Origin of the sequence: Ligilactobacillus aviarius subsp. aviarius DSM 20655 (assembly GCF_001436315.1) — a bacterium.
GTDB classification, from domain to species: Bacteria; Bacillota; Bacilli; order Lactobacillales; family Lactobacillaceae; genus Ligilactobacillus; species Ligilactobacillus aviarius.
Genome location: NZ_AYZA01000016.1, coordinates 121,796 through 145,654, shown reverse-complemented (window position 1 = coordinate 145,654; position 23,859 = coordinate 121,796). Strand labels below are relative to the sequence as shown.

Genomic DNA, 23,859 nt, shown 5'->3' with positions numbered 1-23,859 from the left:
ATTTTTCTGATAATCCATGGATATTCTTTTAGACTTGTAGGAATTGGTTTGATTGGCGTTTGATTATTCAAATAAACGTGTCTTAAGCCATAGTATTTCGCCATCCATGTATTTTCCCAAAGCCAAGATATGCCGTTTCATGATATGCATTGTAATTGCAGGTATCGTTCATTCCAGGGACGTAAATATCATTTCGATGATGTTTTTGAGCATTTAAAGCGGCTTGTTCAGCCGTATAAAACCGTTCGTAATTTGATAAAAGCTGAGGGTAAACATCAGTATATCGTTGAAATGCAACACAACTGATAAAGGATGCACATCCAATTGGAATGATCCGAGTAAGTTTAGTTAGTTGAACTAAGTGGTTGAATCCAATTAGACATGCAACAATCAAAAAAATTACACTTCCAAAGTAAGTTCGCGGTGGAATCTGCGGCGACAAGATCAACGCACCAACACTTGCAAGGGCGCTAGCGGTTAATAATTCAGTGATCAGGATGTCGTTATTTAAGTCAATTCGGCGAAAATGATTTTGAACCGACAAAATGAGAATTAAACTAAGTGCAATTGTCAATAAAATTCCATCATACTGGACTAATTGTTCAATAATTAATCTAATTTGAAATGCACGTCCTTTTTCTGAGGCCGCTTCACCAGTATTGTGGGTAATTAAGATAATAAATTCGGCAATGCAACTAAAGGTTGATGGATAAGTATATTGTCGAAATTCAGAATTAGATGAAGATGCATAATAGAAATACGTTAATATTATAAATATAGGACCGATATTTTCATTTGTTGCTCCAGTCAGGAAGGCAAGCACAATGATTAAAAAGGTAAAGATTCCGGAATGTTTTCGCGGAATATACTGCCAACGTAAAAACCAAAAGTATCCAAGATAAATCAACGGTATCCAAAGATAATTGAAACTTCCGGAAAGCCATAGAACAGCCCGTCCAAAGTCGGGAAGACACAATATGTTAGTAATAGATAGATTGGATTGACGTCGCGAATTCGACGTCGAACAAGCAAATTAATCAATAATCCAACCGCAATGAAAGCAATAGTATTAGCAATGTTGAAAATTTCTTTTGGAAACTGCATAAAAAGTTGAACTAATCCCTGGGCAATAAATCGTCCATTCCACATTTGAGTTTGATTAATAACTGATTGAATCCACTCAAAAACGTTGTGAATCGCACTGATACATTCACCATGATAAAGAAAATGATAAAGAAAATCATCACCAGCATACCCAGTAATTTGATTTAAACGGTAAAAGAAAATACTGATGATGCTAATGATCCCGATATTAATGATCCAATTGATGGCTTGGATAAACAAATGAAGCTTCCTTTTAATTAGTTGCACTTGTATCCACCCACTTCTTTATTACGTCATTCCATGAATGATCATCAACCATTGTTCGCGGAAGCGGTTGATTTAAATCATAACCCGGAGTTACGATTCCGTTATCAAGTGAAAAGGTGATCATGCCATGATCAACGAGATATTTTTGTTCCCGTTGCGTTCCTTCACCGTATGGATAAGCAAAGTAGGGTGTTTTATGACCAATATGCTTTTTGATAATTTTTTCAGATTTTTGGTAATCTTTCTTAAACCGATTGTAATTTCGAGCATACTTTAAAACTGGTTTATTTTTTACGAGATAGTGCATATTATTAGTGTGAACGCCAATGGTTGCATTTGAACTATGCAAGACGTTTCGAAGCTGGTGCCATGTTGCAAAACGGGTCCCGTTATCATATCTTCCAGTGTTGCTGGTAACGATAAAAACAGTGTATGGAATGTTTCCAAGTTTTTTAAGCACAGGACAGGCATTTGTTGAAAGCGTCTCGTCAACGTCATCAAAGGTTAAAACGACGTATTTATGCTTCAAAGGACGATTTTGTTTGATTAATTCAACAGCAGTCGCTACCGGAATAATTCTGACATGATGTTTTTTTAAATATTCAATTTGATATCTTAATTTATTGACAGGCATGCTGTATTCATGCAACTGGTCATTATTTGATAAGGCAAGAGCAAAATGATCTGCAAACAGCCGATTATTTACAACCCGGTGATAGCACAAAACTAAAATTCCATTTTCATGCAATTGCTGGTTCGAAAGTTTACCACTGCTGACTTCTCGATCAACATGCTGTTGCTGAAGATAATCTTTATATTCTGTATATCCAGAAATGACAATAACAATTAGGCATAGAATAATAAAAATCCAATGCCAGCTTCGTTGAAAAAAGCTCTTAATTTTTTTCATTGACCTTACTCTTTCTTTTTAATTGTTTACTTCTCTTTAAATAACGAAATTTAAACCAAATATAACGTGCAATTCCAAAAGCGATGATTAAAATTGCTGAAACAAGTAAAATAACAAACATTGAGTCGATGGTTCGGTAATTGCAATTTGTTGCAACGTAAAAATCAATCATCCATTCCTTAAACCGATGGCAAAGAAAATCAACGAATACAACGACAATGAATATTTGGATAATATTTCCAATGATATAATATAAAAATTCAAATATTTTTTTGAGTTTGGCCATCATTTGATCTTCCCCCGATCAGATGCTCCCCATGCAGCAAATTTTACAGAATCAAATAAGTGGTAAAATGCGGAAAAGACAACGACAATGTTATTTAGCCAATAAGCATAGAAGAAAAATGGGAGGTAAAGCCAGTAATTCTTATACTTAATATAAGTGTTTTTCCAATTAAATAATTTGGAAAAGCCGTAAAACAGGAGGGTCGCGCCGTAATAGGCCACTAAAATTCCAAGATTGATTCGTAAGTTTTTAATGAAGATAAATTCAAAGAAGATTTTGAAAATTGCAAATGAAACGAGGAAAACCCATGCATAACTAAAGCACATATCGAGGGCTAAGAAACGCTGGCCCCATGAAAGGTTGGGAATCATCTTGAAGTGATTCCGTAAGACTTCAAGGCCGCCGCGGCCCCACCGGACACGTTGTTTAACAAATCCGCGAACGGTTTCGGGAACGTAAATTTGGCATAGTGCCCGCGGTTGATAGGTACAATAGTAACCTTTATCATATAACCTCCATGTAACGTCAATGTCTTCGGTCATTGCTTCCGTGCTCCAGCCGCCGACGTCTTCCAGGGCTGAACGCCGGAAAAGGGTCAACACTCCGGAAACTGTCATGATGTGGCCAAGGAAAAACGACTGTGAGCGTTTGATCATGTCAATGTTTAAAATGTATTCGAGAAATTGAAGTTTACCTATTAACGTTGAAACGTTTTTGACAATTGGACGTCCAGTAACCGCCGCAATTCGTTGATCAGCAGAAAGGACAGCAACAAGATAACTTAATGAATCTTTTTTAAAAATTGTGTCTGCGTCAACGCACAAAATATAATCCGCTTTACTTTCGCTTAAGGCACGATTTAAGGCAGCAGCCTTGCCCATGTTTTTCTTTTGGGCTTTAATCTCAATATTTGGGTACTTTTGCGCAAGTTTTTGCATAATTTGAAGGGTGTTATCAGAACTTTTATCATCGATCAAAACCACACGGTAGTTTTGATAGGTGATTTGTTCGAGGGAGTCGATCGAACGTTCGAGAACGGCTTCTTCGTTATAACACGACATGAAAACTTCAACGGAAGGTCCGTTATCCTGCTTTTTAGATCTTAATTTCGTAAATGTTCGTTCACAATAGTTAAAGAAAATTGCGCCGATTATCCAAACAAAAGACATGATGACTGGATAATAAAGCTCAAATCCTCCAATCATAAAGAAAAATCCCCCTTATGGCTGTAATTTTATGTAAAATTATTTTTACATCTCGTAAAAAAAAACGAAAGCGGGCATACTGCCCGCTTAAATGATTATTTCTGATGTTTTCCTGTTTCCAACATGTGCAGATAAATCATATTCCATCTTGATGATTTAAGGGTGTATTTCTCATTTAAAAATGCCTTGGTTGAGGCAGGAACATCGTTGTAATTACTTGTTTTTGTTAATTTTGCTTGGTAAACAAACCGTTGTTTTGAATTTTGGTTAGCGTTCCCACACGTAACAAGGGTCAAGTTTGATTGACTTGAATCTTCAAGAATTGTGTTGTTATGCTGTGAAACAGGTGCCTTGGCATAAATCTTGTAGGTGTATACCTTATGGAAATTCGTGATGTTCAATGTATCACCGACTTTTGCCTTTTGATAGATTGGGGCAAATAACGCATCTTTACTTGATGATACATTGTGCGCAGCAATTGAATAGTTGCTTTGGCCCATTTTTTCGTTCGGTTCAAGCGTTCCGGCACATAACGAATAGATTGTTTGATCAACCCCGTTAACAATTGGAACATTTAATCCGAGTTTTTGATTATAAATTCCACCAACAACTTTGATTTGCGGGTGGTATGCCCGTGCTTTCGCAACGGCAAAAAGATTTAACGGTTTAACGCTCGCCCAATCATATGGTGCTTTCGTTTTCTTTTCAGTTCGAACCTCGTCACCGAAGATGACCGGATGATAATTTTCGATCAGGTAATTGGTGATCGGTTTATTAAAAAGCAAAACAAGTCCAATGATAAAGGCGATTCCAAGGAATATCTGTCGAATTCCGTATAATAATTTGTTCTTTTTCATTGTTCTTTGCTTTGTAAAAAGTTCTATTTTTAGAATAAAACTTACTGCCTTTTTGTCTCCCTCATAATTCTCTTATACACAATATAATATAACATAATCCAAAAAAGTTAAATTCCGAAATAGTTTAGTCTTTTTTTAAGAATTGTAAAATGATTTTTAGGATTTTTTTTAAATCAAGGAATAAAAGGGACCTGATTGCTTGCAAATTAAGAATTGAAGCCTATAATATTTTCTTTAAAAATATTTTGATGTGGCATATACTCAAAGTAGTTGGTAAAATGCTCAACTTAAATATGATGGGGTGATTAAATGACCAAAAAAGAACATTTATACGACCTATTCAAACCAGCTCATTATGATGTTTATTTAGACATTAACCGTGAAACGAAGATTTTCAATGGGAAAGTAACCATGGAAGGCGAAGCGGTTAAGCCGGATATCAAATTTAATGAGAAGTTTTTGAATATTACAGCCGTTAAGGTAAACAACGAAACCGTTGATTTTAACGTTGATGATCAAGCAGAAACCGTTGACGTTAACTGTGGCAAAACCGGCGAAACAACGGTTGAAATTGAATTTGATGCTCAATTAACGGACACAATGATGGGAATCTATCCGTCATACTACGAAGTTAATGGTGAAAAGAAACAGATTATCGGAACTCAATTTGAAAGTACAGCTGCCCGGCAAGCATTTCCATGTATTGATGAACCGGAAGCAAAGGCAACTTGGGACCTGGCAATCAAATATGATGAAAAACCAGGTGAAACAATTTTAGCCAACATGCCTGAAAAGGAATGCAAGGACGGGGTTCACTACTTTGAAACCACCAAGCGGATGTCATCATACTTGATCGCCTTTGCATTTGGTGAAATGGTAAGCAAACACACGAAAACCGATGATGGAATCAAGATCGGGGTTTATGCTTCACCAGCTCACAAGGAAGACGAACTTGACTTTGCATTGGACATCACCAAGAATGCCCTTGAATTTTATGAAAAGTACTATGAAACACCATATCCGCTTCCGCATTCATGGCAATTAGGATTACCGGACTTTTCAGCCGGTGCGATGGAAAACTGGGGCTTGATCACATACCGGGAAGCCTTCTTAACATTGGATCCGAAGAATGCTTCATTAAGTGTCAAGCAACACAATGCAACGGATATTACTCACGAATTAGCTCACCAATGGTTCGGTGACTTAGTCACAATGAAATGGTGGGATGATTTATGGTTGAATGAAAGTTTCGCCAACATGATGGAATATGTTTCAAGCGATGCAATTCATCCTGAATGGCACATGTGGGAAGTCTTCCAAGAAAAGGAAGTTCCAATGGCATTGAACCGGGATGCAATCGATGGCGTTCAACCCGTTCACGTTGAAGTTGAAGATCCCGCTGACATTGACGCAATTTTTGATGGGGCGATCGTGTACGCTAAGGGTTCACGGATGTTAGTTATGGTTCGTTCAATGATCGGTGATGACGCATTACGGAAAGGCTTAAAGAATTACTTTGATGCTCATAAATACGGCAATGCAGTCGGGGACGACTTATGGAAAGCCCTTGGCGATGCTTCTGGAATGGACGTCAGTGCAGTAATGAAGTCATGGTTGAATCAACCAGGTTATCCAGTTGTAACGGCAAAGATCGTTGATGGCAACCTTCAATTATCACAAAAACAATTCTTCATTGGTGAAGGCAAGGATGAAGGCCGGCAATGGCAAATTCCGTTGAACAGCAACTATGAAACTGTTCCAGAATTAATGAAGGATCAAACCCTTGATCTCGGGAATTATGCTGAATTGAAGCAAAAGAACGGTAATAAACCATTTGTTTTGAATGTCGGCAACAACTCACACTTTATCGTTAAGTACGATGAAACATTGTTAAACGATATTCTGGATCACATTGATGAATTGGATGCAATCAGTCAACGCGAATTATTGCAAGACATGCACTTGTTGGCTAAGGGTCGCGAAATTTCATACTCAGCCCTTGTACCATTGATGAGCCACTTTACAAAGAATAAGTCATACATTGTAAATGACGCATTGTTTGAAATTGCTGACGATTTGAAGAAATTCGTTAAACCAGGTTCAGAAGACGAAAAGAACTTGCGGACATTATTCAATGAATTAAGTGCTGCCAAGTATGCAGCTCTTGGAATCGAATCAAAAGATGATGACGATAATGATGCCGTATTAGGTCGGCCAACAATCGTGAAGGCAGCTTTGTATGCCAAGAACGAAAAGGCCATCAAGGATGCCCATGCAATGTTTGAAGCTCACAAGGGTCACATTGCAACGATTCCAGCAAGTGTTCGGCCATATGTCATGATGAGTGAAGTTGCAAATTACGGTAACGAAGATTTGATCAAGACATTGTTGAACGAATACCGGAAGACAAGTGATGGAATTTATCAACGCGACTTAAGTACAGCATTGACTGTAACTTCAGATAAAACTGCAATTCAAGAAATTCTTGAATGCTTCAAGGATGCTGATACGATCAAGCCGCAAGATCTGCGTGAATGGTATGTTGGATTGCTTGGTAACAGCGAAGCTCAACAAGCTACATGGGATTGGATGCGTGACAACTGGGATTGGTTGATCGACACATTGGGTGGCGACATGGAATTCCACACTTACGTAACTGTTACGGCCAATACCTTCTACACCAAGCAACGGTATGATGAATTCAAGGCATTCTACGAACCAAAACTGGACACTCCAGGGTTAAGACGTGAAATTGAAATGGACGTTAACTTGATCAAAGGAAAAGTTGATTTGGTTGAAGCCGAAAAGAGTGCAGTTGAACAAGCAATTGCAAATGAAGTTAAATAATTGACTATGTTTCTACTAAGAGGTTGTGACGTGAGTCACGACCTCTTTTTTTGAATCTTGAGATTGAAATCCATTAATGTTAAATTAATTGTAAACGATTTCAAAAGAGAAGGATGATTATGAAAAAGAAGCTGATCGTAACGGATATTGACGGAACGTTGGTAAATGACCAAAAGGAGATCATGCCGGAAACCAAACATGAATTAAAAAAGTTGATTGCTCAAGGACATCGAGTTGTTTTATGTTCCGGACGCTCGATCAATGGCTTAAAGGATTACTTAATGACGCTTGGATTGTGGGCCATGCCGGATGAATATGCAATTACTTTTAACGGGGGCAACGTCTTTGACTTAGCAACGATGAAATCAATTGATGCCCATTATTTGTCGGCTGATCAGGCCATTGAAGCTGATCAGTTGGCGAAGCAACTAAGGGTCGGCGATACTTTAGTTGTCGCATCCCAGAAATCATATGCAGTCAATTCGCAAATGAATGCCCAAGCATTGGAGGATATTCGCGACAGTCAATTGGTACCGGTTGAAACCGATAATTACGATTTTTTAGAAGGGGAGGATATTCAGAAATGTCTATGGACTGATGAACCGGATAGGATTACCATGGTTGCAAAACAAATTCCGGCAAAGTATTTTGACGAATTTCAGATTGTAAGAAGCGGTCCGATTTTTCTTGAGTTTTTACCGCAAGATTCAAGTAAAGGGAATGCGGTTCAGCGCCTTGCTCAACGGTTAAATGTCGATTTGAAAGACGTGATTGTTTTTGGGGATGAAGAAAATGACCTGTCAATGTTTAAGGTTGCCGGAACGGCGGTAGCAATGCGAAATGCTCGTGATGAAATTAAGGAATATGCGGATCAGATCACGGTTACTGATCACAATCATGATGGAATTGGCAAGACCTTAAAATTAATGTTTGAATAATTTACCTTTTCATAATTTGAAGATATCAGTTAAAATGGTTGATATAGAGATGAATGAAAAGAGGAACTTAAAATGAAGGTTGGAGTTATCGCCGCCAATGGACGGGCCGGTCGGCGAATCGTTAAACGGTGCGTTGAAGAAGGATTTGACGTGACCGCAATTGTTCGACATGAAAATCAAACTGCAGCTCAAAATGTATTGTTAAAAGATTTGTTTGATTTAACAACTGACGATGTCAAGGATTTTGATGTGATCGTTGATGCTTTTGGAACTTGGGATGCCGATGCGGTTGGTCTTCACGTTTCATCAATGCAACATTTAATTTCGATTTTGCAAAAAACGGATATTCGGCTGATTGTAGTTGGCGGGGCAGGCAGTTTGATTGCTGATCCAGAAATGAACATGCAATTAGTAGATACGAAGGATTTCCCTGAAAAGGCACGGCCAGTAGCAAAGGCAATGAGTGTTGCTTTTGATAATTTACGGATCAGCAAGGATTTGAGATGGACGTATGTCAGTCCGGCGGTTAACTTTAAACCGACCGATGAATCGCAAGGACATTATGTGATCGTAACTGGTGATAATTTATCATTTGATAAAAATGGCAAGAGCGAAATCAGTTATGCCGACTATGCGCGGGCATTGGTTGATGAAATTAAAAACGACAAACATGAAAATCAACGAATTTCGGTTCGGTGGTAAAAGAATAAGCACGCAATTTGCGTGCTTATTTTAGTAATGATTATAATATTCAACTGAAATTTTGCCGTGATCATCAACAACCAGTTTGGTTACTGATCCGTTTTTCGGGCCGTTAACGGTTGCGTTGTATTTCGGTGCGAAGTGATCAACAATTGTCCGAATCGTCAAGCTGTGGCTTACGAGAAGCAAAGTCTCACCGTTCCCGTGATGTTCTTTAAGGTATTCGAACCCGGCTGCGATTCGATTCCAGTAAGTTTGATCATCTTCGGCATCCCCCCATGGATCAGCTTCGTGGAGGAGATCACGGGTCGCAGCAGCCCCCAGATTGTCTAAAATTTCATAATATGTTTTGCACCCGTGCGGAAGGCCTACCATTGTCCAAATATGGCCGGAATCAGCGCCTTCAAAGTATCCAAAGGATTGTTCCCGGAAGTTGGGCAATTCGTGCGTTTCAGGCGCTTTAAATTGATTTTCAGCGATGATCATGTCGCGGGTTTGGATTGCACGCGGTGAGTCACTGCTGTAAGCAAAGTCAAACTGGACGTCTTTAAGTCGTTGACCAGCTTTCTTGGCGTCTTCAATTCCCTGATCAGTTAAAGGTGCGTCACACCATCCCTGAAAGCGGCGATATTTATTCAAAATTGTTTGCCCATGACGGGTTAAATAAATTGTAAAACTCATTATTATTCCCCATTTACTGTAATTTGATTACTGTTATTTTATCATACCTGATTAAATTTCTTAAAGTTGTTTAAGAAAAGGGTGATTGATCGAATTTTCTGAAACAAAAAGCTATAATCTTTTATGTTGTGAAAATTAATTTCAGTTCTTGAAATTGAGAATTGATTTTCAAAATTAAATTGGGAGGCATAGGAGATTATGCATGGATTTATCGGTGAATTTTTCGGCACGATGATCTTGACCGCCATTGGTTGCGGCGTCGGTGCTGGAATCAACTTAAAGGGGACCTTCAGTCGGGGTCAAAGTTGGCTTTTTGTATCCCTTGGCTGGGGTCTTGGAATCACGTTTGGGGTTTACGTTGCCGGAACGTTAGGTTCAAAAGGCTTTATTAACCCGGCCATTACTTTAGGAACGGCAATTTGCGGGTTATTCCCATGGAGTCAAGTGTTGCCATATTTAATTGGTGAATTTTTGGGAGCATTTGTTGGAGCAGCGCTTGTTTTAATTCAATACTACCCACACTTTAAGGCTTCAAAAGATAAAGCAGATGGCAATTCAGTAGGAATTTTTGCAACGGCTCCTGCAATTGACAGTCCGGTCTTTAATTTCTTTAGCGAATTGATTGCTTCATTCATTTTCATTTTTACGTTATTGGACTTAGGTAACTTCACTCAAGGATTAAAGCCATTGATCGTTGGGTTGATCATCACCGCAATCGGAATGGCGCTTGGTGGTACGACCGGCTTTGCGGTTAACCCGGCGCGTGACTGGGGTCCACGGTTGGCATATACGATCTTGCCAGTTCCAAATAAGGGAACCGCTAATTGGAAATATGCATGGGTTCCAATGGTTGGCCCAATCGTCGGCGGGATTTTAGCTGCCGGTTTGCATGTAGCATTGATGAAATAAAGTTAATAATAAAAATACCGATTTCAAATTCTAGAAATCGGTATTTTTGTATTTAATTTTTTTAATTAGTAACTAATTGCGCGTTGTGCATCAGCATTCCAGTGTTGATAGAAGTATCCAGTACTCATACTTGCTTTTTGGCCTGTCCAAGGATCATTGTAATATAACGTGTCGCCTCTGAAACCAGTTAAGGTTAGTGCGTGGTTTACAAAACCATCAACGTTTGCAACCCAAATAACAACAAGGTGACCTTGAATCAGCTTATCTTTAATTGCATCTAAACTTGCACCGGTCATGATTTGGCTGTGTCCGATATGGTGGTTTACAACAGGAGCAATTCCGGTAGGGAAGATCCACCAACCGCTCGGACTAAATGGATTTCCAACAAATCCTTTATTGCCATCATTGCTTCGTGGCATTTCATTTGCTAAGTCAATTTTATTAACGTTGCAGCCGGCATACTTGAGCATCATTGTAACGGCTGTGATTTCACATCCCGTTGGAAGTTCAGGACGTTGGCAAACGATATCTGCGTTGTTAAATACACCTTCGACCGCACCATTTACGTTATTAATATAGAATGTTTCACGTCCAATCGTTGTGTCGTTGTGAGACATTTTACCGTCATTGGCATAAACGACCCATTTATGCTGATCACCAATATACTGTAAGCCGGTCTTCATTGCACCAGTCACATTATCGAAAAGATACCAGTCATTGTTAATATTTTGTTGACCATAAAGCATTTGTCCTTGATCGTTATAGTAAACGGTTTTGTGTTGGTCACCGATGTATTGGAAACCGGTCTTCATTGCGCCAGTTACGTCATCAAAAAGATACCAATGACCGTTGATTTGAGCCTGGCCGTGGACCATTTTTCCGTCGTTGGTGTAATAGACAGTTTTGTTTTGATCATTAATATGTTGGAATCCTGTTACAAAATGATTTTGATTAAAAAGATACCAGTCATTGTTAATTTTCACTTGGCCGTTTGTTTCAAGGGCACTTGAATTATCAAATGAGTATGTTTGGTCATTAATGGTTGGGATTCCGGTTACTCCTTGACCGTTGCTTTGGTAATAATAAATTTGATGGTTACTTTGATCAGCTAAAAATCCAGTTGTCATTGCGCCTGTAACACGATCAAAGAAGTAGTTATGCCCATTAATTGATTGATGACCATAAAGCATTTGTCCTTGACCGTTATAGTAAACGGTTTTGTGTTGGTTATCAATGTATTGGAAACCGGTCTTCATTGCACCCGTTACATTGTCAAAAAGGTACCAGTTATTATTGATTCTTTGTTGCCCATAAACCATGTTGCCGAGGCCATCATAGTAAACGGTCTTGTTTTGATCATTAATATTTACGAATTGGCTTTTAATTTGTTTACCAGTTTGCGGATCAAAATATTGCCATTTATTATTAACTTTTTGCTGTCCGTAAACCATATTACCGAGACCATTAAAGTAATATTCAGCATTAGTGTTTCGATCCCAAACATATTGGTTTTTTGCTTGGGCACCAGTTACTGAATCAAAGAATTGTTTTTGACCATTAATAGTTTGGAGACCATAGACCATATTACCGTTTTGGTCGTAGTAAACTTCTTTATTTTGATTACCGATCCAAACATATGAATTTTTTGCTTGGGCACCAGTTATTGAGTCAAAATACATCCAATGACCGTTAATATTTTGTTGGCCATAGACCATATTACCTAAACTGTCATAATAAACAGTTTTGTTTTGATCTTTAATGTTTACAAATTGATTTTTTACTTGTTTACCGCTTTGTTGATCGAAATATTGCCATTTGTTATTGATTTTTTGTTGCCCGTGGACCATGTTTCCAAGACCGTCGAAGTAATACTCCGCGTTGGTATTTTGGTCCCAAATATATTGATTTTTTGCCTGGGCGCCGGTCGTTGGATTAAAATACTGTTCTTTACCATTAATAGTTTGAAGACCGTAAACCATATTTCCTTTATTAGGATCATAGTAAACTTCTTTATTTTGATCACTGATCCATTGATATCCAAACTGAAGAGCACCCGTTACTTTATCGAAAAGGTACCATTTATCACCAATTTTTTGTTGGCCGTATACCATGGCGCCGTTTGCTGGATTATAATAACAAATCTTATTCTGATCGTTAATTTTTTGGAAACCAGTTAAATTTTTGCCATTTTCTTGTAAGTACCAATTGTTATTTTGATTAACTTGCTTAGCATCTGGATGATTTTCAGCAAAGGTATATTTATCGAGAGAACCTTGCGATGGTTGAACAATTTGATTTTGTTTTTTTGATTGTTGGTTTAATTGTGATTGATTCTCTGGCTTTTGAACCACGGTTTGTTGTTTCAGTTGAGGTTGGGGAACTGAAACACTGGTATTTTGTTTTGGAGCTTGTTGGTTTTGCTCATTTTTAGCAGGAACAGCAGCAAAGTTTGTAACGGTTTGATGTTCCTGGTTTTGGCTAGATTGGTCTTTAACTTGACTTGAAGAATTACTAATCTGTGAACTAGAGTTTGTTGCCTTTGACGAAAGAACAACGGCGTTTTTTTGATTACTTGTGGAAACTGAACTAATTTGTTTTTGCTGAATAGCGACTGGTTGGCTGATTGAGTGCGATTGGATTTGGTCAGCCTTTGCAACTGATGTTGTTCCTAAAGTTACTCCTAAAAACAAAATTGGAGCAGTGACCCACATTTTCCCAGATTTGTATAGTTTATAACGCTTTTTCTCTTCATTAAACATTTAAATATACATCCTTTATCTATATACTTTTTTATAAACGATAAAAAGTATATCACACAAACGACATTTTCAAGCCAAAATATTTCAGACTATTCATTAATTTCTAAATCTGTATTATAAAGCCCATTCACGTAAATTTGCATTTCAATTTCAGCTTGTTCCTCAAAGCTTCCTTGTGGTCCCGGATAGCCGGCTTGTTTAATTGCTTCCTTTTGAACGTTTGATTCATTGTAAAGGTGGAAAAGATGGGGAAGCACTCTTAAATGAAAGTATACGAGCCGTTCAGCTTGTGCAGAATCCAGTTTGGGAAGGACTTTGATAATGTCTTTTTTTACTGCTTCTAAAATTTTAAAATAACTTTTTTTAAATGGAATTAACTTTTCAAGCGTAATGTCCTTTTCAATTAACTCTCCAAGCAAAGGGAACCAGTGAAGAATCCGCGGGTACTTAACGGCAGCTTGAACCCAGACCTTGCAAAAGGCACTCAGGGTTGGAGTCTTAAGTGGCTGAAGATTATCGTGAAGGCTATTGGCCCACTCAACAAAATCCTGTTGAATGATCAGCAGGATCACTTCATTTTTGGATTTCACGTACTGGTATAAATTGTTACGGGTGAAAGATAGTTTTTCGCCTAATTTTTTCATTGTGATTTTATCGAATGGCAAGTCTTCCATCAGTTCAATCATTGCCGTTGTGATTTGGTTAATTCGAATTTGCCGTTGTTCGTCGTTGCGTGCACGTTGAAATGTCATTGTAAGATCTTCTCCTATATTTTAATTGACAATTTACACTGTGTAAATTATTGTGAAATTGTGATTTAAATTACACAGTGTAAATAAACACAATATAGTTTAACATAGCCTAATTAAGAAAGGATAGGGGATAGAAATGAAAACGGACCAACAATTCAACACAATCTTTAATGATTATTTGAAAGACTTTGACCAAACACCGATTTCAAAAGAACAAAGAGCAATACTTCCAATTATTGCGTTCACCGTTCAAGGAATTCCAGAACAAATTGAATCTTACGTTCAAGCAGCCGTTGACCAGGGAATAAACGAAGAAAAAATTTTGGAAGTTATTTACCAACTTGAACCGATAGTTGGAGTTGGCAAAGTCCAGGCAGCATTAAAAGTTGCTCATCAGGTAATCCCTGCAAATCGCCAAATGCAACGCCAAAATGATTCGCAATTCAGCAAAGATGTTCAGGCACGAATTTACGGAACGGAAATTCGTAATCTCCTTACTGACCTTCCAGATGGTGCGGGTGATTTTGTGGCTGATCATTTAACAAACCATTTCTTTGGTGATTTTTACCAGCATAAGATTCTTACAGTGGCTGAACGCGAGTTATATGAATTAATGGCGCTGATTACATTAAATGTTGATTTTCAAATCAAGGCGCATGCCAAGGGCTGTCTTAAAGCTGGCAACGATGAATCGTTGATTGTTTGGACGATCATTAATATGTTGCCATATATTGGCTTCCCGTTGGTAATTAATAGCATTCAAAAAGTGCATGCCGCAGCGCAGGAACTCAATGCTTAGGCTTGTGTTTCATGTGAAACATGGTGCTTAACAAATTCGATAAAGGTCATTATTAATTCGGAATAGTGATGATTTTTCCGCCAAATCAGACGGTGGCTGGTCTGTAAATAGTTTTCAAATGGGACGAAGACAATGTCATTATAAGGATTAAAACGGCTAATACTATCGATTCCTAACATGCAGTAATCGTGTTGATGGACTAACGGCAAACTGTTAGGCGATAAATTTGCTGTAATTTTAATATTCAATTTCTGCGGATCAAGTCCGACAACCGCACTTAATTCATTTTGAAGAATGTTCCGCCAAGGATAGATAACGGGATAGTCTCCTAGGTCATCGGCAGTGATGGTTGATTGATGCGCAAGCGGATGTGTCTGATTGACAAAAATTCCGTAACGTTCATAAATCGGCAGACTGAGGTAATTATATTTCGCGGTTTCGATGGGAGTGATCACGAATCCGAGATCTAAAATTCCCGTATCGATTTTATCCTTAATATCATCGCCGATTGCACTGTACGTTTGGAATTTTACCAGTGGATACTTCGTTTGAAACTCAGCAATTAAATCATCAACAAAGAAGGAAACGTTGCTTTCAACGTATCCCAGATTAATTGTGCCGCTAAGTTCATGGTGATTAAAGCTTTGAATTTCACTGGTCGTTTGGTTGATGAGGGTCAAAATATCCTGGGCGCGATGTTCGAGCATTTTTCCTTCGGCTGTCAACGTGATTTCACGTTTTCCTCGAATCAATAATTGAGTCCCCAATTCATCTTCAAGCTGCTTTAACTGGCGACTTAATGTTGGTTGGGTAATGTGTAATTCTTGAGCGGCGCGGGTAATGTTTTGCATTTTGGCAACGGTCAAAAAGTACTTTAAAATACGTGTTTCCATAAAAATCATCCATTCATTTTAGGCATTGTAATTAATTTAATATAAGTATTTTAAATCATAATTGATAACCAGTACAATTAAAAATGAAGGAGGGATTCGCAATGGGAAAGAATGAAAATGAAGTCAAAAATAACTTATTCGGCTTTGGAAAATTAAATACTCAGTACGCAAATGTTTTTATTGGAAACAGTTACTTAAATTCATTAGTATCCAAGGATGACAACATTGATGTTGGGGTTTCAAGCGTTAACTTTGAACCCGGTTGTCGAAATAATTGGCACATTCACCATAATGGTTTTCAAATTTTACTGGTCACTGCCGGTGAAGGCTGGTATCAGGAAGAAGGTAAACCGGCCCAGTTGCTTAAACCTGGTGATGTGGTTGCAATTCATGAAGGCGTAAAACACTGGCATGGGGCAACGAAAGATAGCTGGTTTTCACACATTGCCATCACAAAAGGCGAAAGTGAATGGTGTGAACCGGTTTCTGATGAAGAATATGATCAACTCGGTAAATAAAAGGGAGGCTTTAAAATGGAAAAACAAACAGCCGGCCACGATCAGTTAGGCGATTTTGCTCCGCAGTTTGCTGAATTAAATGATGATGTTTTATTTGGTCAAGTTTGGGCGCGTGAAGACCAACTTAGTCCGCGTGATCGCAGCTTGATCACCATTGCAGCATTAATGACGAATGGGGATTACGAACAACTCAAATACCATTTGCAGCATGGAAAAGACAATGGAATCACGAAAGACGAAATTGTGGAAACGGTCACCCAATTAGCGTTTTACGTGGGCTGGCCTAAAGCTTGGACCGTTTTGAAAATGGCCAAGGAAATTTGGAAATAAAGTTTAAAGAATGGAAGTCAATTTAAAAGTGCAGGAAGTAAACTCAAAACTGAAAATTGGCTTTTAAACAGGTTAAATAAAGCTTTTAAGAAGATTGTAAGTAAATTCATAATGAAGAGGTTGTGACATAAGTTGCAACCTTTTTGTTATATCCGCATAATCGGGTTCCAAAACAAACGAGCTGAGTGGAAGTTCGAAAACTTCCGAATCTATGCTGCGCGATTCGTTCGCTTTTCTGCTTCCACCACGCTCGTTTTTACTGTTTTGTCACACCTTCTTTTTTTGCATTAAAATAAAAAAATATATAGATAAACGTTCACGTTATCCCGTTCCATCGATATAATAGAAGGTACAAAACAAGATAAGTTATAAGAGGGATTAGAATGACAAAAAGACAGCGAAATTGGGTAATGGCATCGTTGCTTTTGGCAAGTATCATGTCCGGCTTGGATGCAACGATCATTAATACAGCGTTGCCAGCGATTATCTCGGATTTACACGGAATTCAGTATATGGGCTGGATCGTAGCCGTTTTTCTTCTAGGAATGGCCGTTTTTTCACCGCTTTGGGGGAAACTTGGCGATCGAATCGGAAATAAGAAAGCTTTTGGATTATCGATTTTAATTTTTATCGTTTCGTCAATGATTGAAGGAACGGCCGGTAATATCTGGGTATTTATTATTGCCCGGACTTTTATGGGAATTGGTGCTGGCGGCATGGGTTCGATCCCGTATATTATTTTGGCCCAATTATACCGGAACATTCACCGGCGGTCGCAGGGCTTAGCCTATATTTCGGCTGCATGGAGCGGGGCCACGATTATTGGCCCGTTAGTCGGTGGCTGGATCGTTGATACGTTAAGCTGGCACTGGGTATTTTATATTAACCTCCCAATTGGGATCATTACGATTTTAATTTTGAACGTCTTCTTTAAGGAACAGGTTGAAGTAATTCAAACGCCATTTGACTACCGGGGTTCAGTCTTTTTGATCATCGGTTTGGCATTTGCATTAATGGGAATTCAACTTCTTGGAATGGTTGCGTGGGAATGGATCGTCGGTTTACTTTTAATTGGCGGAATTTTATTGATCCTATTTTGGAAAAACGAGCAGCAGGTTAATGATCCGATTATTCCAACGCACCTCTTTAAATCTTCGAAACTGGTTAAAGACTTAGTGATTTTTGCACTCGCATGGGGCGGAACGATTTCGTTCAGTATCTATGCGCCGATGTGGGCTCAAGGGTTGCTGGCGATGACTGCACTAGTTGGGGGAATGACCCAAATTCCAGGCTCGATTTTTGACTTTGTCGGGTCGCAGTTAACGCATTCGTTCCGGAGAAAAATTGGCGACCAAAATACGATTACGCTGGCATTGGTGATTGCCTTCCTTGCACCGCTTGGAATGCTGTGCAGTAAAGTTAACGCCGGTATTGGATGGATCTGCTTCTTTAGTATTTTCTATGGCTTTGGCGTTGGGGTAATTTTCAATATTCTTCAGATCAAGGTGCAACAGGATGTTGATCACCGGGATGTCGGAATTGCAACGTCAGTAAGTTATTTGATTCGGATTCTTGCGCAAACATTTATGTCATCGATTTACGGCGTGATTATGAATATGGCGCTTGCTCGGGGTGTTCGGCCGACCCATGGGAAAATTACGGTTGCAATGATGGATAAACTAAGTGACAGTGCAACGGTGCATGAATTACCAGCTCATCTGCTTCCGCAAATGCGAATGATTTTACATAGCGGGCTGCAAGACATTATGCTCGTTTCATGTGGATTGCTGGTTATTGCAATCGGATATAATCTTTTGAAAAAAACGGATTAAAATTTTTGGCATGTTTCACATGAAACATGCCAAATTTGTTTGTAAAATACGGTATAATTAAACTAATCTCGAAAATAATGGAGCGATTAGAGAATGGAAGAGAATAAACTTGCACGCAAACTATCTTCGCGGCACGTTCAAATGATTGCCCTTGGCGGGGCGATCGGGACCGGATTGTTTTTGGGTTCGGGAAATGCAATTCATCAAGCCGGTCCGATTTTGTTAGTTTTGTATTTAGTAGCTGGAATCTTTTGTTTCTTTATGATGCGGGCAATCGGTGAACTTGTTCTCTCAGATACAAGCAAATCATCATTCATTGAATTTGTTCGCGCTTATCTTGGAGATCGATTTGAATTTGTAATTGGGTGGACATACTGGCTTTGCTGGGAAAGTATTGCGATGGCGGACCTGACAGCCAGCGGAATTTACATTAAATTCTGGTTTCCACATATTCCACAATGGTTGACTGCCTTGATCATTGTTTTTATTTTACTTGCATTTAATTTATTAAGTGTTGAACTTTTCGGTGAACTTGAATCGTGGTTCTCAAGTATTAAGGTGTTTGCGATCATTGCGTTAATCGTTACTGGAATTATTTTGTTAGTGTGTCATACGAAGGTTGCCGGCCATGCAGTTTCAGTCAGCAACCTTGTAGATTATGGCGGCCTTATGCCGAATGGGATCAAAGGAGCATTATCGGCGTTCCCAATGGTAATCTTTGCCTTTACCGGAATCGAAATGGTAGGTTTGACCTCAGGGGAAACGGCCAATCCCAAGCGTGATTTGCCAAAAGCAATCAACACGTTGCTTTTCCGAATCGCTTTGTTCTACGTTGGGGCAATGTTTGTTTTGATGTGCATCTACCCATGGAATAAGGTTACGACTTCGGCTAGTCCGTTTGTTCAAGTCTTTAGTGCTTTGGGAGTGAAGGTTGCTGCTGGGGTAATCAACTTTGTGGTTTTGACGGCGGCTTTATCTGCATGCAACAGCGCATTGTTTAGTACAAGTCGGACACTGTTTGTGCTTTCCCATAGTAAATTCGCACTGCGAAAAATGGGCGAAGTTAATAATCGAAGTGTGCCGGTCACATCGTTAGTCTTCTCATCACTAACGTTATTGATCATTGTCGTTTTAAACTTTATTCTTCCAGCCAAAATTTTTGAAATTATTTCAGACATCTCGACGGTCTGCTTCATCTTTGTCTGGTTGACCTTAATTTGGTGTCATTATAAATATCGGCGGCAAAATCCTGAAGGAACCAGCTTCAAGATGCCGCTTTATCCAATTTCTAACTTTGTAACGATGGCATTCTTTATTGGAATTTTAGGACTATTGTTATTACAAAAAGAAATGGCGTTCGCATTGCTCTTTGCATGCGGGTGGGTCGTTTTGATGTTTATCGCATATGGAATTTATCGAAGAAAAGCATAGTAAAAAGAACCCGAGAACTTCTCGGGTTCTTTTATTTAATGATTCGAATAACTTTTGCCGGATTTCCGACAACCACGGCATTATCGGGAACGTCATGATCAACGACGCTGCCAGCTCCAATAATTGCGTTGTTGCCGATGGTGACGCCGCCAAGAATGCAGACGTTGCCGCCAATCCAGACATTGTTTTTGATGGTAATTGGTTGCGCAGTCATAATATGATGCTCCCGTTTTTGCGGATCAAGGGCAGGTTGTGCCGTATACATGCCAACTTTGGGGGCAATGTTTGCTTGATTACCGATCGTGATCGGAGCGTAGTCCATTAGGGTACAATCGTGATTCAAAAAAACTTCATTTCCCATTGTAATATTGAATCCAAACTGGCAATGGAAATCTGGTTCAATATAAGGATCAGTTCCGATTTGATGGAAAAGGGCTGACAGTAATTCTAAATTGTAGCCGTGATTTTGATCAACTTGCTGGTTATATTCAAAACACTGATTAAATGCTTTTTGGTAGGCAGCCATGATGTGGGGATCACGGGCATCAAATTCTTGGTTATTGATCAACTGGTTAACTTCTTCAATTGTTTGTTTCATGTGAAACTCCTCTTTAAAGGTTTATAATTACCTTAAGTATACCGCATTGAAGGTGAAACTTTGGACTTAGAAATGCATCAAGCGTTAACGGCTGCAGAAATTGAACATGTTAAGCAAATTACAAATACAGGAAAATTGTACTATGATTATGACCCGCTAATTGAACAGGCACGCAACCATGCCTTTTATGTTTGCCGTCAGTTTAATCAAACGTTTGCGCAAACCGGTCATGGCGAAATGCAGCTGATAAGGGATCTTTTTGGCGATTTAGGAACTCATGCTGAAATCGGTAAAGGATTTATTACTGAGTTTGGGTTTAATTTGCATGTTGGTGATCATTTTTATGCCGGGCAGAATTTAAAGGTAATTGATTGTAATGTGATTAAAATCGGCGATTACGTTCAAGTAGGTGATAACTGCGGCATTTATACCTCAAACCATGCATTTGATCCGCAAAAGAGGGCAGATCATTGGTGCAGTGATCATCCAATTACGATTGGCAGTCATGTTTCAATTGGAAATGACATTACGGTTTTACCGGGAATCACGATTGGTGCCAATACGGTCATTCGTTCAGGAAGCATTGTAACGCATGATCTTCCGGCAGATGTGGTTGCAGCCGGGACGCCATGTACAGTGATTGAAAATCTTTCTGATAAAGCAGAGTAATCATTTGCAAGTTGGAACCTCTTTAAGTATTCTTAAAGTGAAATTACATATAAAGAGGTGCTGACAAATGAAAATCAGTATTATTGGTGCAACCCACGCAGGAACATTTGCAACGATGCAAATTTTAAAAGATCATCCTGATTACGATGTCACGGTTTTTGAAAGAAACGACAACGTCTCATTCCTTTCATGCGGAATCGCATTATGGGTGGGCAATCACATTGCAGACCCGAATAAAATGTTCTATTCAAGTCCGAAAGAGCTTGAAAAAATCGGGGCGCACATGAAAATGCAACATGAAGTTTTGAACATCGATCCTAACGCTAAGCAACTAAAGGTTAAGGATTTGAATAGCGGGAAAGAATTCGTTCAAGACTATGACAAACTGATTATCACTACCGGTTCGTTACCGGTCGTACCTCCAATCAAAGGCATTGATAATCCTAAAGTTTACCTTTGCAAGGATTACGGTGATGCTCAAGTTTTACGTGAAAAATTTGCAGGAATTGAAAAAGCGGTGATCATTGGGGCCGGCTACATTGGCGCTGAATTGTCAGAACAGGCAACAACGGCTGGGAAAGATGTAACCTTGATCGATGCATTCCCACGGGTTTTATATAAGAACTTTGATAAGGAAATCAGTGACCGAATTGAACAAGAATATCGGGATCACGGTACAAAGTTAGCATTAGGACAAAAGGTTCAATCCTTTGAAGATGCGGGTGACCAGGTCATCGTGAAAACCGATAAGGGCGAGTATGAAGCTGACATTGCGGTTTGGTGTGCCGGCTTCAAACCGAATACCAAGTTAGCAGAAGGCAAGCTCGATATGCTTCCGAACAAAGCTATTCGGACAAATGAATACATGCAAACTAGCGATCCGGATATTTATGCTGCCGGTGATGCAACCAACGTTCATTACAATCCAACGGGCAAAGCAGATTACATTCCATTGGCAACTAATGCGATCCACCAAGGAATTTTAATTGGGCAAAATATTGATAAGCCAACCGTCAAATACATGGGAACGCAAGCGACCTCAGCCGTTGAATTATTCGGCACATGTATGGCAGCTTCTGGTTTAACGGTTGAAGGTGCCGAAGCACGGGGGCTAACAGTTGATTCAGTGACGACTGAAGAAAATTACCGGCCGGAATTCATGCTTACAACGACGCCAGTTGTTTCCCGGTTAGTTTGGGATCCAGCGACGCACCGAATCTTAGGTGGAGCCGTTTATAGCAAACATGATGTATCACAATCGGCCAACGTATTATCACTTGCAATTCAAAACAAAATGACAATTGAAGACCTTGCCGGTGTTGATATGTTATTCCAACCAAACTTTGACCAGCCATTAAACTGGTTAAATAAGGTTGCGATGGCAGCCGTCGATAAGGCAAATGAAACGAAATAGTTAATGGTAAGAATAGAAGAAAGAAATTTCTTCTATTTTTTATTTTTAATATTGACAGCGCTTACAATTATATGTAATATAATCTTTGTAAAGGACGTGTTACTGATTCGATCAGGCATAAGTCTACAAGTTAAGGGTAGCTGATAAACTAATTTGATGTACTCTTAAGTTGTAGACTTTTTGTGTATTGAGGAGAAAAAGTTATGAGATATCTCAAGAATTTCAATAACAACGCAGCATTAGTTGAAGATGATTCCGGAAAAGAATATGTAATTATCGGGAATGGAATCGGATTTGGCAAACATCCGGGAGACTTAGTTGATGAAGGGAAGATTGAACGGCGGTTTGTTCCATCTGATTCAAATACGCCTGAAATTGAAGAATTCAAAAATATCCGGCCGCAAGCCATTGAAGTAACTTCAAAGGTGACAGCAATGCTTGCTCAAAAGGGGAACCTTAATTTTTCCGATTATCAATACTTTGTGTTGGTTGATCACATTGATTTTGCATTGAAACGTTCTTTAGATGGAATTGAAATTCCGGATGGAACTGTCCGGTGGAACGTCAAGCATCTTTTTCCAAACGAATACAAATTAGCGTGTGAGGCAATTCAGCTGATTGAAAGCGAGCTTTCAGTCAAATTACCGGCAAGTGAGCAGATCTTTATGACTTATCATTTGCTTGATGCTGAAAGCGATGGAACCAAGTTGCAAGATACCGTTAAAATTACGCAGTTGATTGCGGGAATCGTTTCAATTGTCCAGTATGATTATCATATTGAACTTGATCATGATTCATTTAACTATAATCGGTTCGTGAACCATTTACGGTCACTAATGGTTCAACATCTTAGTGGTAAATGGCATCAAGGACAGGAACTTGATCCTGCGGTTTTGGAAATTATGCGGCAACGTTACCCGCAAGCAGCCGAAACGGTTGAACGAATCAATACGTTTCTTACCAATAAGAATGGCTGGCAGTTAAATCCAGATGATAAAGTTTACTTAATATTACATGTTTGGCGGGTAACTCATCGTCAGACAGATGATTAAATTCGCGTGTTACTATTCAATTAGGCATTAGCTCAAATTTAATCAATTTATATGGAATGATCAGCATGATGATTCTATATAATGCGGTTAAATTTGGGCTTTTTGT

Annotated in this window: 21 protein-coding genes and 1 pseudogene; 12 read left to right on the top strand and 10 right to left on the bottom strand. The window is 39.0% G+C overall.

Features of this window, described 5'->3' with window-relative positions; translation table 11 throughout:
* Window positions 1-82: 82 nt before the first annotated feature.
* From FC33_RS08440 to FC33_RS03200, 5 genes and pseudogenes are all read right to left on the bottom strand, one after another.
* Window positions 83-1,371: pseudogene (locus FC33_RS08440) on the bottom strand (DUF3329 domain-containing protein).
* Window positions 1,358-2,281 (bottom strand): polysaccharide deacetylase family protein, encoded by a 924-nt coding sequence (locus FC33_RS03215; RefSeq protein ID WP_057827181.1) that lies wholly within the window; start codon window positions 2,279-2,281, stop codon window positions 1,358-1,360. The pseudogene FC33_RS08440 and the gene FC33_RS03215 overlap by 14 nt, the downstream one beginning before the upstream one ends.
* Complete coding sequence (locus tag FC33_RS03210) at window positions 2,268-2,567, bottom strand: hypothetical protein (RefSeq protein WP_057827180.1); 300 nt, start codon at window positions 2,565-2,567, stop codon at window positions 2,268-2,270. Before FC33_RS03210 ends, FC33_RS03215 begins: the two co-directional genes overlap by 14 nt.
* Complete coding sequence (locus FC33_RS03205; RefSeq protein WP_057827179.1) at window positions 2,567-3,772, bottom strand: glycosyltransferase family 2 protein; 1,206 nt, start codon at window positions 3,770-3,772, stop codon at window positions 2,567-2,569. Before FC33_RS03205 ends, FC33_RS03210 begins: the two co-directional genes overlap by 1 nt.
* 95 nt (window positions 3,773-3,867) lie before the next feature.
* Window positions 3,868-4,629: a class A sortase gene (locus tag FC33_RS03200; protein ID WP_057827178.1), complete on the bottom strand. Its 762-nt coding sequence runs from the start codon at window positions 4,627-4,629 to the stop codon at window positions 3,868-3,870.
* Between the two features lie 309 nt (window positions 4,630-4,938).
* Here FC33_RS03200 and FC33_RS03195 point away from each other — a divergent pair, with 309 nt between their 5' ends.
* From FC33_RS03195 to FC33_RS03185, 3 genes are all read left to right on the top strand, one after another.
* Window positions 4,939-7,476 carry a M1 family metallopeptidase gene (locus tag FC33_RS03195; RefSeq protein WP_057827177.1) on the top strand — a complete coding sequence of 846 codons (2,538 nt, stop codon included), beginning with the start codon at window positions 4,939-4,941 and terminating at the stop codon, window positions 7,474-7,476.
* A 119-nt stretch (window positions 7,477-7,595) separates the two neighbouring features.
* Window positions 7,596-8,414 carry a Cof-type HAD-IIB family hydrolase gene (locus FC33_RS03190; RefSeq protein ID WP_057827176.1) on the top strand — a complete coding sequence of 273 codons (819 nt, stop codon included), beginning with the start codon at window positions 7,596-7,598 and terminating at the stop codon, window positions 8,412-8,414.
* Window positions 8,415-8,486: 72 nt separating this feature from the next.
* Complete coding sequence (locus FC33_RS03185) at window positions 8,487-9,116, top strand: NAD(P)-dependent oxidoreductase (protein ID WP_057827175.1); 630 nt, start codon at window positions 8,487-8,489, stop codon at window positions 9,114-9,116.
* A gap of 30 nt (window positions 9,117-9,146) precedes the next feature.
* On the opposite strand, the gene FC33_RS03180 is transcribed toward FC33_RS03185, so the two are convergent.
* Window positions 9,147-9,797 (bottom strand): histidine phosphatase family protein, encoded by a 651-nt coding sequence (locus FC33_RS03180; RefSeq protein WP_057827174.1) that lies wholly within the window; start codon window positions 9,795-9,797, stop codon window positions 9,147-9,149.
* A 198-nt stretch (window positions 9,798-9,995) separates the two neighbouring features.
* Between FC33_RS03180 and FC33_RS03175 the strand changes: the two genes are divergently transcribed.
* Window positions 9,996-10,706 (top strand): MIP/aquaporin family protein, encoded by a 711-nt coding sequence (locus FC33_RS03175; RefSeq protein WP_057827173.1) that lies wholly within the window; start codon window positions 9,996-9,998, stop codon window positions 10,704-10,706.
* Window positions 10,707-10,771: 65 nt separating this feature from the next.
* Here FC33_RS03175 and FC33_RS03170 read toward each other — a convergent pair whose 3' ends face one another.
* On the bottom strand, window positions 10,772-13,465 hold the full coding sequence (locus FC33_RS03170) for a C39 family peptidase (RefSeq protein WP_057827172.1): 2,694 nt from the start codon (window positions 13,463-13,465) through the stop codon (window positions 10,772-10,774).
* 89 nt (window positions 13,466-13,554) lie between these two features.
* A complete protein-coding gene (locus FC33_RS03165) occupies window positions 13,555-14,217 on the bottom strand; it encodes a TetR/AcrR family transcriptional regulator (protein WP_057827171.1) in 663 nt (220 codons plus the stop codon).
* Window positions 14,218-14,353: 136 nt separating this feature from the next.
* Between FC33_RS03165 and FC33_RS03160 the strand changes: the two genes are divergently transcribed.
* Window positions 14,354-15,016 (top strand): carboxymuconolactone decarboxylase family protein, encoded by a 663-nt coding sequence (locus FC33_RS03160; protein ID WP_057827170.1) that lies wholly within the window; start codon window positions 14,354-14,356, stop codon window positions 15,014-15,016.
* Here the strand turns inward: FC33_RS03160 and FC33_RS03155 are convergent.
* Entirely contained in the window at window positions 15,013-15,909 is an 897-nt protein-coding gene (locus tag FC33_RS03155) for a LysR family transcriptional regulator (RefSeq protein ID WP_057827169.1), read from the bottom strand. The genes FC33_RS03160 and FC33_RS03155 overlap by 4 nt on opposite strands.
* Window positions 15,910-16,010: 101 nt before the next feature.
* On the opposite strand from FC33_RS03155, the gene FC33_RS03150 reads away from it, so the two are divergent.
* The 4 genes from FC33_RS03150 to FC33_RS03135 all read left to right on the top strand — a co-directional run bounded on the left by FC33_RS03150 (window position 16,011) and on the right by FC33_RS03135 (window position 20,020).
* Window positions 16,011-16,427 carry a cupin domain-containing protein gene (locus tag FC33_RS03150; RefSeq protein WP_057827168.1) on the top strand — a complete coding sequence of 139 codons (417 nt, stop codon included), beginning with the start codon at window positions 16,011-16,013 and terminating at the stop codon, window positions 16,425-16,427.
* 15 nt (window positions 16,428-16,442) lie between these two features.
* Window positions 16,443-16,757 (top strand): carboxymuconolactone decarboxylase family protein, encoded by a 315-nt coding sequence (locus tag FC33_RS03145; protein WP_057827167.1) that lies wholly within the window; start codon window positions 16,443-16,445, stop codon window positions 16,755-16,757.
* A gap of 383 nt (window positions 16,758-17,140) precedes the next feature.
* Entirely contained in the window at window positions 17,141-18,589 is a 1,449-nt protein-coding gene (locus FC33_RS03140; RefSeq protein ID WP_057827166.1) for an MFS transporter, read from the top strand.
* A gap of 93 nt (window positions 18,590-18,682) precedes the next feature.
* Entirely contained in the window at window positions 18,683-20,020 is a 1,338-nt protein-coding gene (locus tag FC33_RS03135; protein ID WP_057827165.1) for an amino acid permease, read from the top strand.
* 31 nt (window positions 20,021-20,051) lie between these two features.
* Here FC33_RS03135 and FC33_RS03130 read toward each other — a convergent pair whose 3' ends face one another.
* Entirely contained in the window at window positions 20,052-20,618 is a 567-nt protein-coding gene (locus FC33_RS03130; RefSeq protein ID WP_057827164.1) for a sugar O-acetyltransferase, read from the bottom strand.
* 60 nt (window positions 20,619-20,678) lie between these two features.
* On the opposite strand from FC33_RS03130, the gene FC33_RS03125 reads away from it, so the two are divergent.
* The 3 genes from FC33_RS03125 to FC33_RS03115 all read left to right on the top strand — a co-directional run bounded on the left by FC33_RS03125 (window position 20,679) and on the right by FC33_RS03115 (window position 23,753).
* Window positions 20,679-21,287, top strand: coding sequence for a sugar O-acetyltransferase (locus tag FC33_RS03125; protein WP_057827163.1), 609 nt, complete (start codon window positions 20,679-20,681; stop codon window positions 21,285-21,287).
* A gap of 67 nt (window positions 21,288-21,354) precedes the next feature.
* A complete protein-coding gene (locus FC33_RS03120) occupies window positions 21,355-22,701 on the top strand; it encodes an FAD-dependent oxidoreductase (protein WP_057827162.1) in 1,347 nt (448 codons plus the stop codon).
* Window positions 22,702-22,904: 203 nt separating this feature from the next.
* Window positions 22,905-23,753, top strand: a complete 849-nt coding sequence (locus FC33_RS03115; protein WP_057827161.1) for a PRD domain-containing protein — start codon at window positions 22,905-22,907, stop codon at window positions 23,751-23,753.
* Window positions 23,754-23,859: the final 106 nt, after the last annotated feature.

Bases quoted from the DNA above. Each gene is read 5' to 3' on its own strand.
- FC33_RS03140 (WP_057827166.1), top strand. From the start codon at position 17,141: ATGACAAAAAGACAGCGAAATTGGGTAATGGCATCGTTGCTTTTGGCA.
- FC33_RS03205 (WP_057827179.1), bottom strand. From the start codon at position 3,772: ATGATTGGAGGATTTGAGCTTTATTATCCAGTCATCATGTCTTTTGTT.
- FC33_RS03200 (WP_057827178.1), bottom strand. From the start codon at position 4,629: ATGAAAAAGAACAAATTATTATACGGAATTCGACAGATATTCCTTGGA.
- FC33_RS03215 (WP_057827181.1), bottom strand. From the start codon at position 2,281: ATGAAAAAAATTAAGAGCTTTTTTCAACGAAGCTGGCATTGGATTTTT.
- FC33_RS03115 (WP_057827161.1), top strand. From the start codon at position 22,905: ATGAGATATCTCAAGAATTTCAATAACAACGCAGCATTAGTTGAAGAT.
- FC33_RS03145 (WP_057827167.1), top strand. From the start codon at position 16,443: ATGGAAAAACAAACAGCCGGCCACGATCAGTTAGGCGATTTTGCTCCG.
- FC33_RS03135 (WP_057827165.1), top strand. From the start codon at position 18,683: ATGGAAGAGAATAAACTTGCACGCAAACTATCTTCGCGGCACGTTCAA.
- FC33_RS03165 (WP_057827171.1), bottom strand. From the start codon at position 14,217: ATGACATTTCAACGTGCACGCAACGACGAACAACGGCAAATTCGAATT.
- FC33_RS03185 (WP_057827175.1), top strand. From the start codon at position 8,487: ATGAAGGTTGGAGTTATCGCCGCCAATGGACGGGCCGGTCGGCGAATC.
- FC33_RS03190 (WP_057827176.1), top strand. From the start codon at position 7,596: ATGAAAAAGAAGCTGATCGTAACGGATATTGACGGAACGTTGGTAAAT.
- FC33_RS03120 (WP_057827162.1), top strand. From the start codon at position 21,355: ATGAAAATCAGTATTATTGGTGCAACCCACGCAGGAACATTTGCAACG.
- FC33_RS03210 (WP_057827180.1), bottom strand. From the start codon at position 2,567: ATGGCCAAACTCAAAAAAATATTTGAATTTTTATATTATATCATTGGA.
- FC33_RS03150 (WP_057827168.1), top strand. From the start codon at position 16,011: ATGGGAAAGAATGAAAATGAAGTCAAAAATAACTTATTCGGCTTTGGA.
- FC33_RS03170 (WP_057827172.1), bottom strand. From the start codon at position 13,465: ATGTTTAATGAAGAGAAAAAGCGTTATAAACTATACAAATCTGGGAAA.
- FC33_RS03195 (WP_057827177.1), top strand. From the start codon at position 4,939: ATGACCAAAAAAGAACATTTATACGACCTATTCAAACCAGCTCATTAT.
- FC33_RS03155 (WP_057827169.1), bottom strand. From the start codon at position 15,909: ATGGAAACACGTATTTTAAAGTACTTTTTGACCGTTGCCAAAATGCAA.
- FC33_RS03160 (WP_057827170.1), top strand. From the start codon at position 14,354: ATGAAAACGGACCAACAATTCAACACAATCTTTAATGATTATTTGAAA.
- FC33_RS03130 (WP_057827164.1), bottom strand. From the start codon at position 20,618: ATGAAACAAACAATTGAAGAAGTTAACCAGTTGATCAATAACCAAGAA.
- FC33_RS03175 (WP_057827173.1), top strand. From the start codon at position 9,996: ATGCATGGATTTATCGGTGAATTTTTCGGCACGATGATCTTGACCGCC.
- FC33_RS03180 (WP_057827174.1), bottom strand. From the start codon at position 9,797: ATGAGTTTTACAATTTATTTAACCCGTCATGGGCAAACAATTTTGAAT.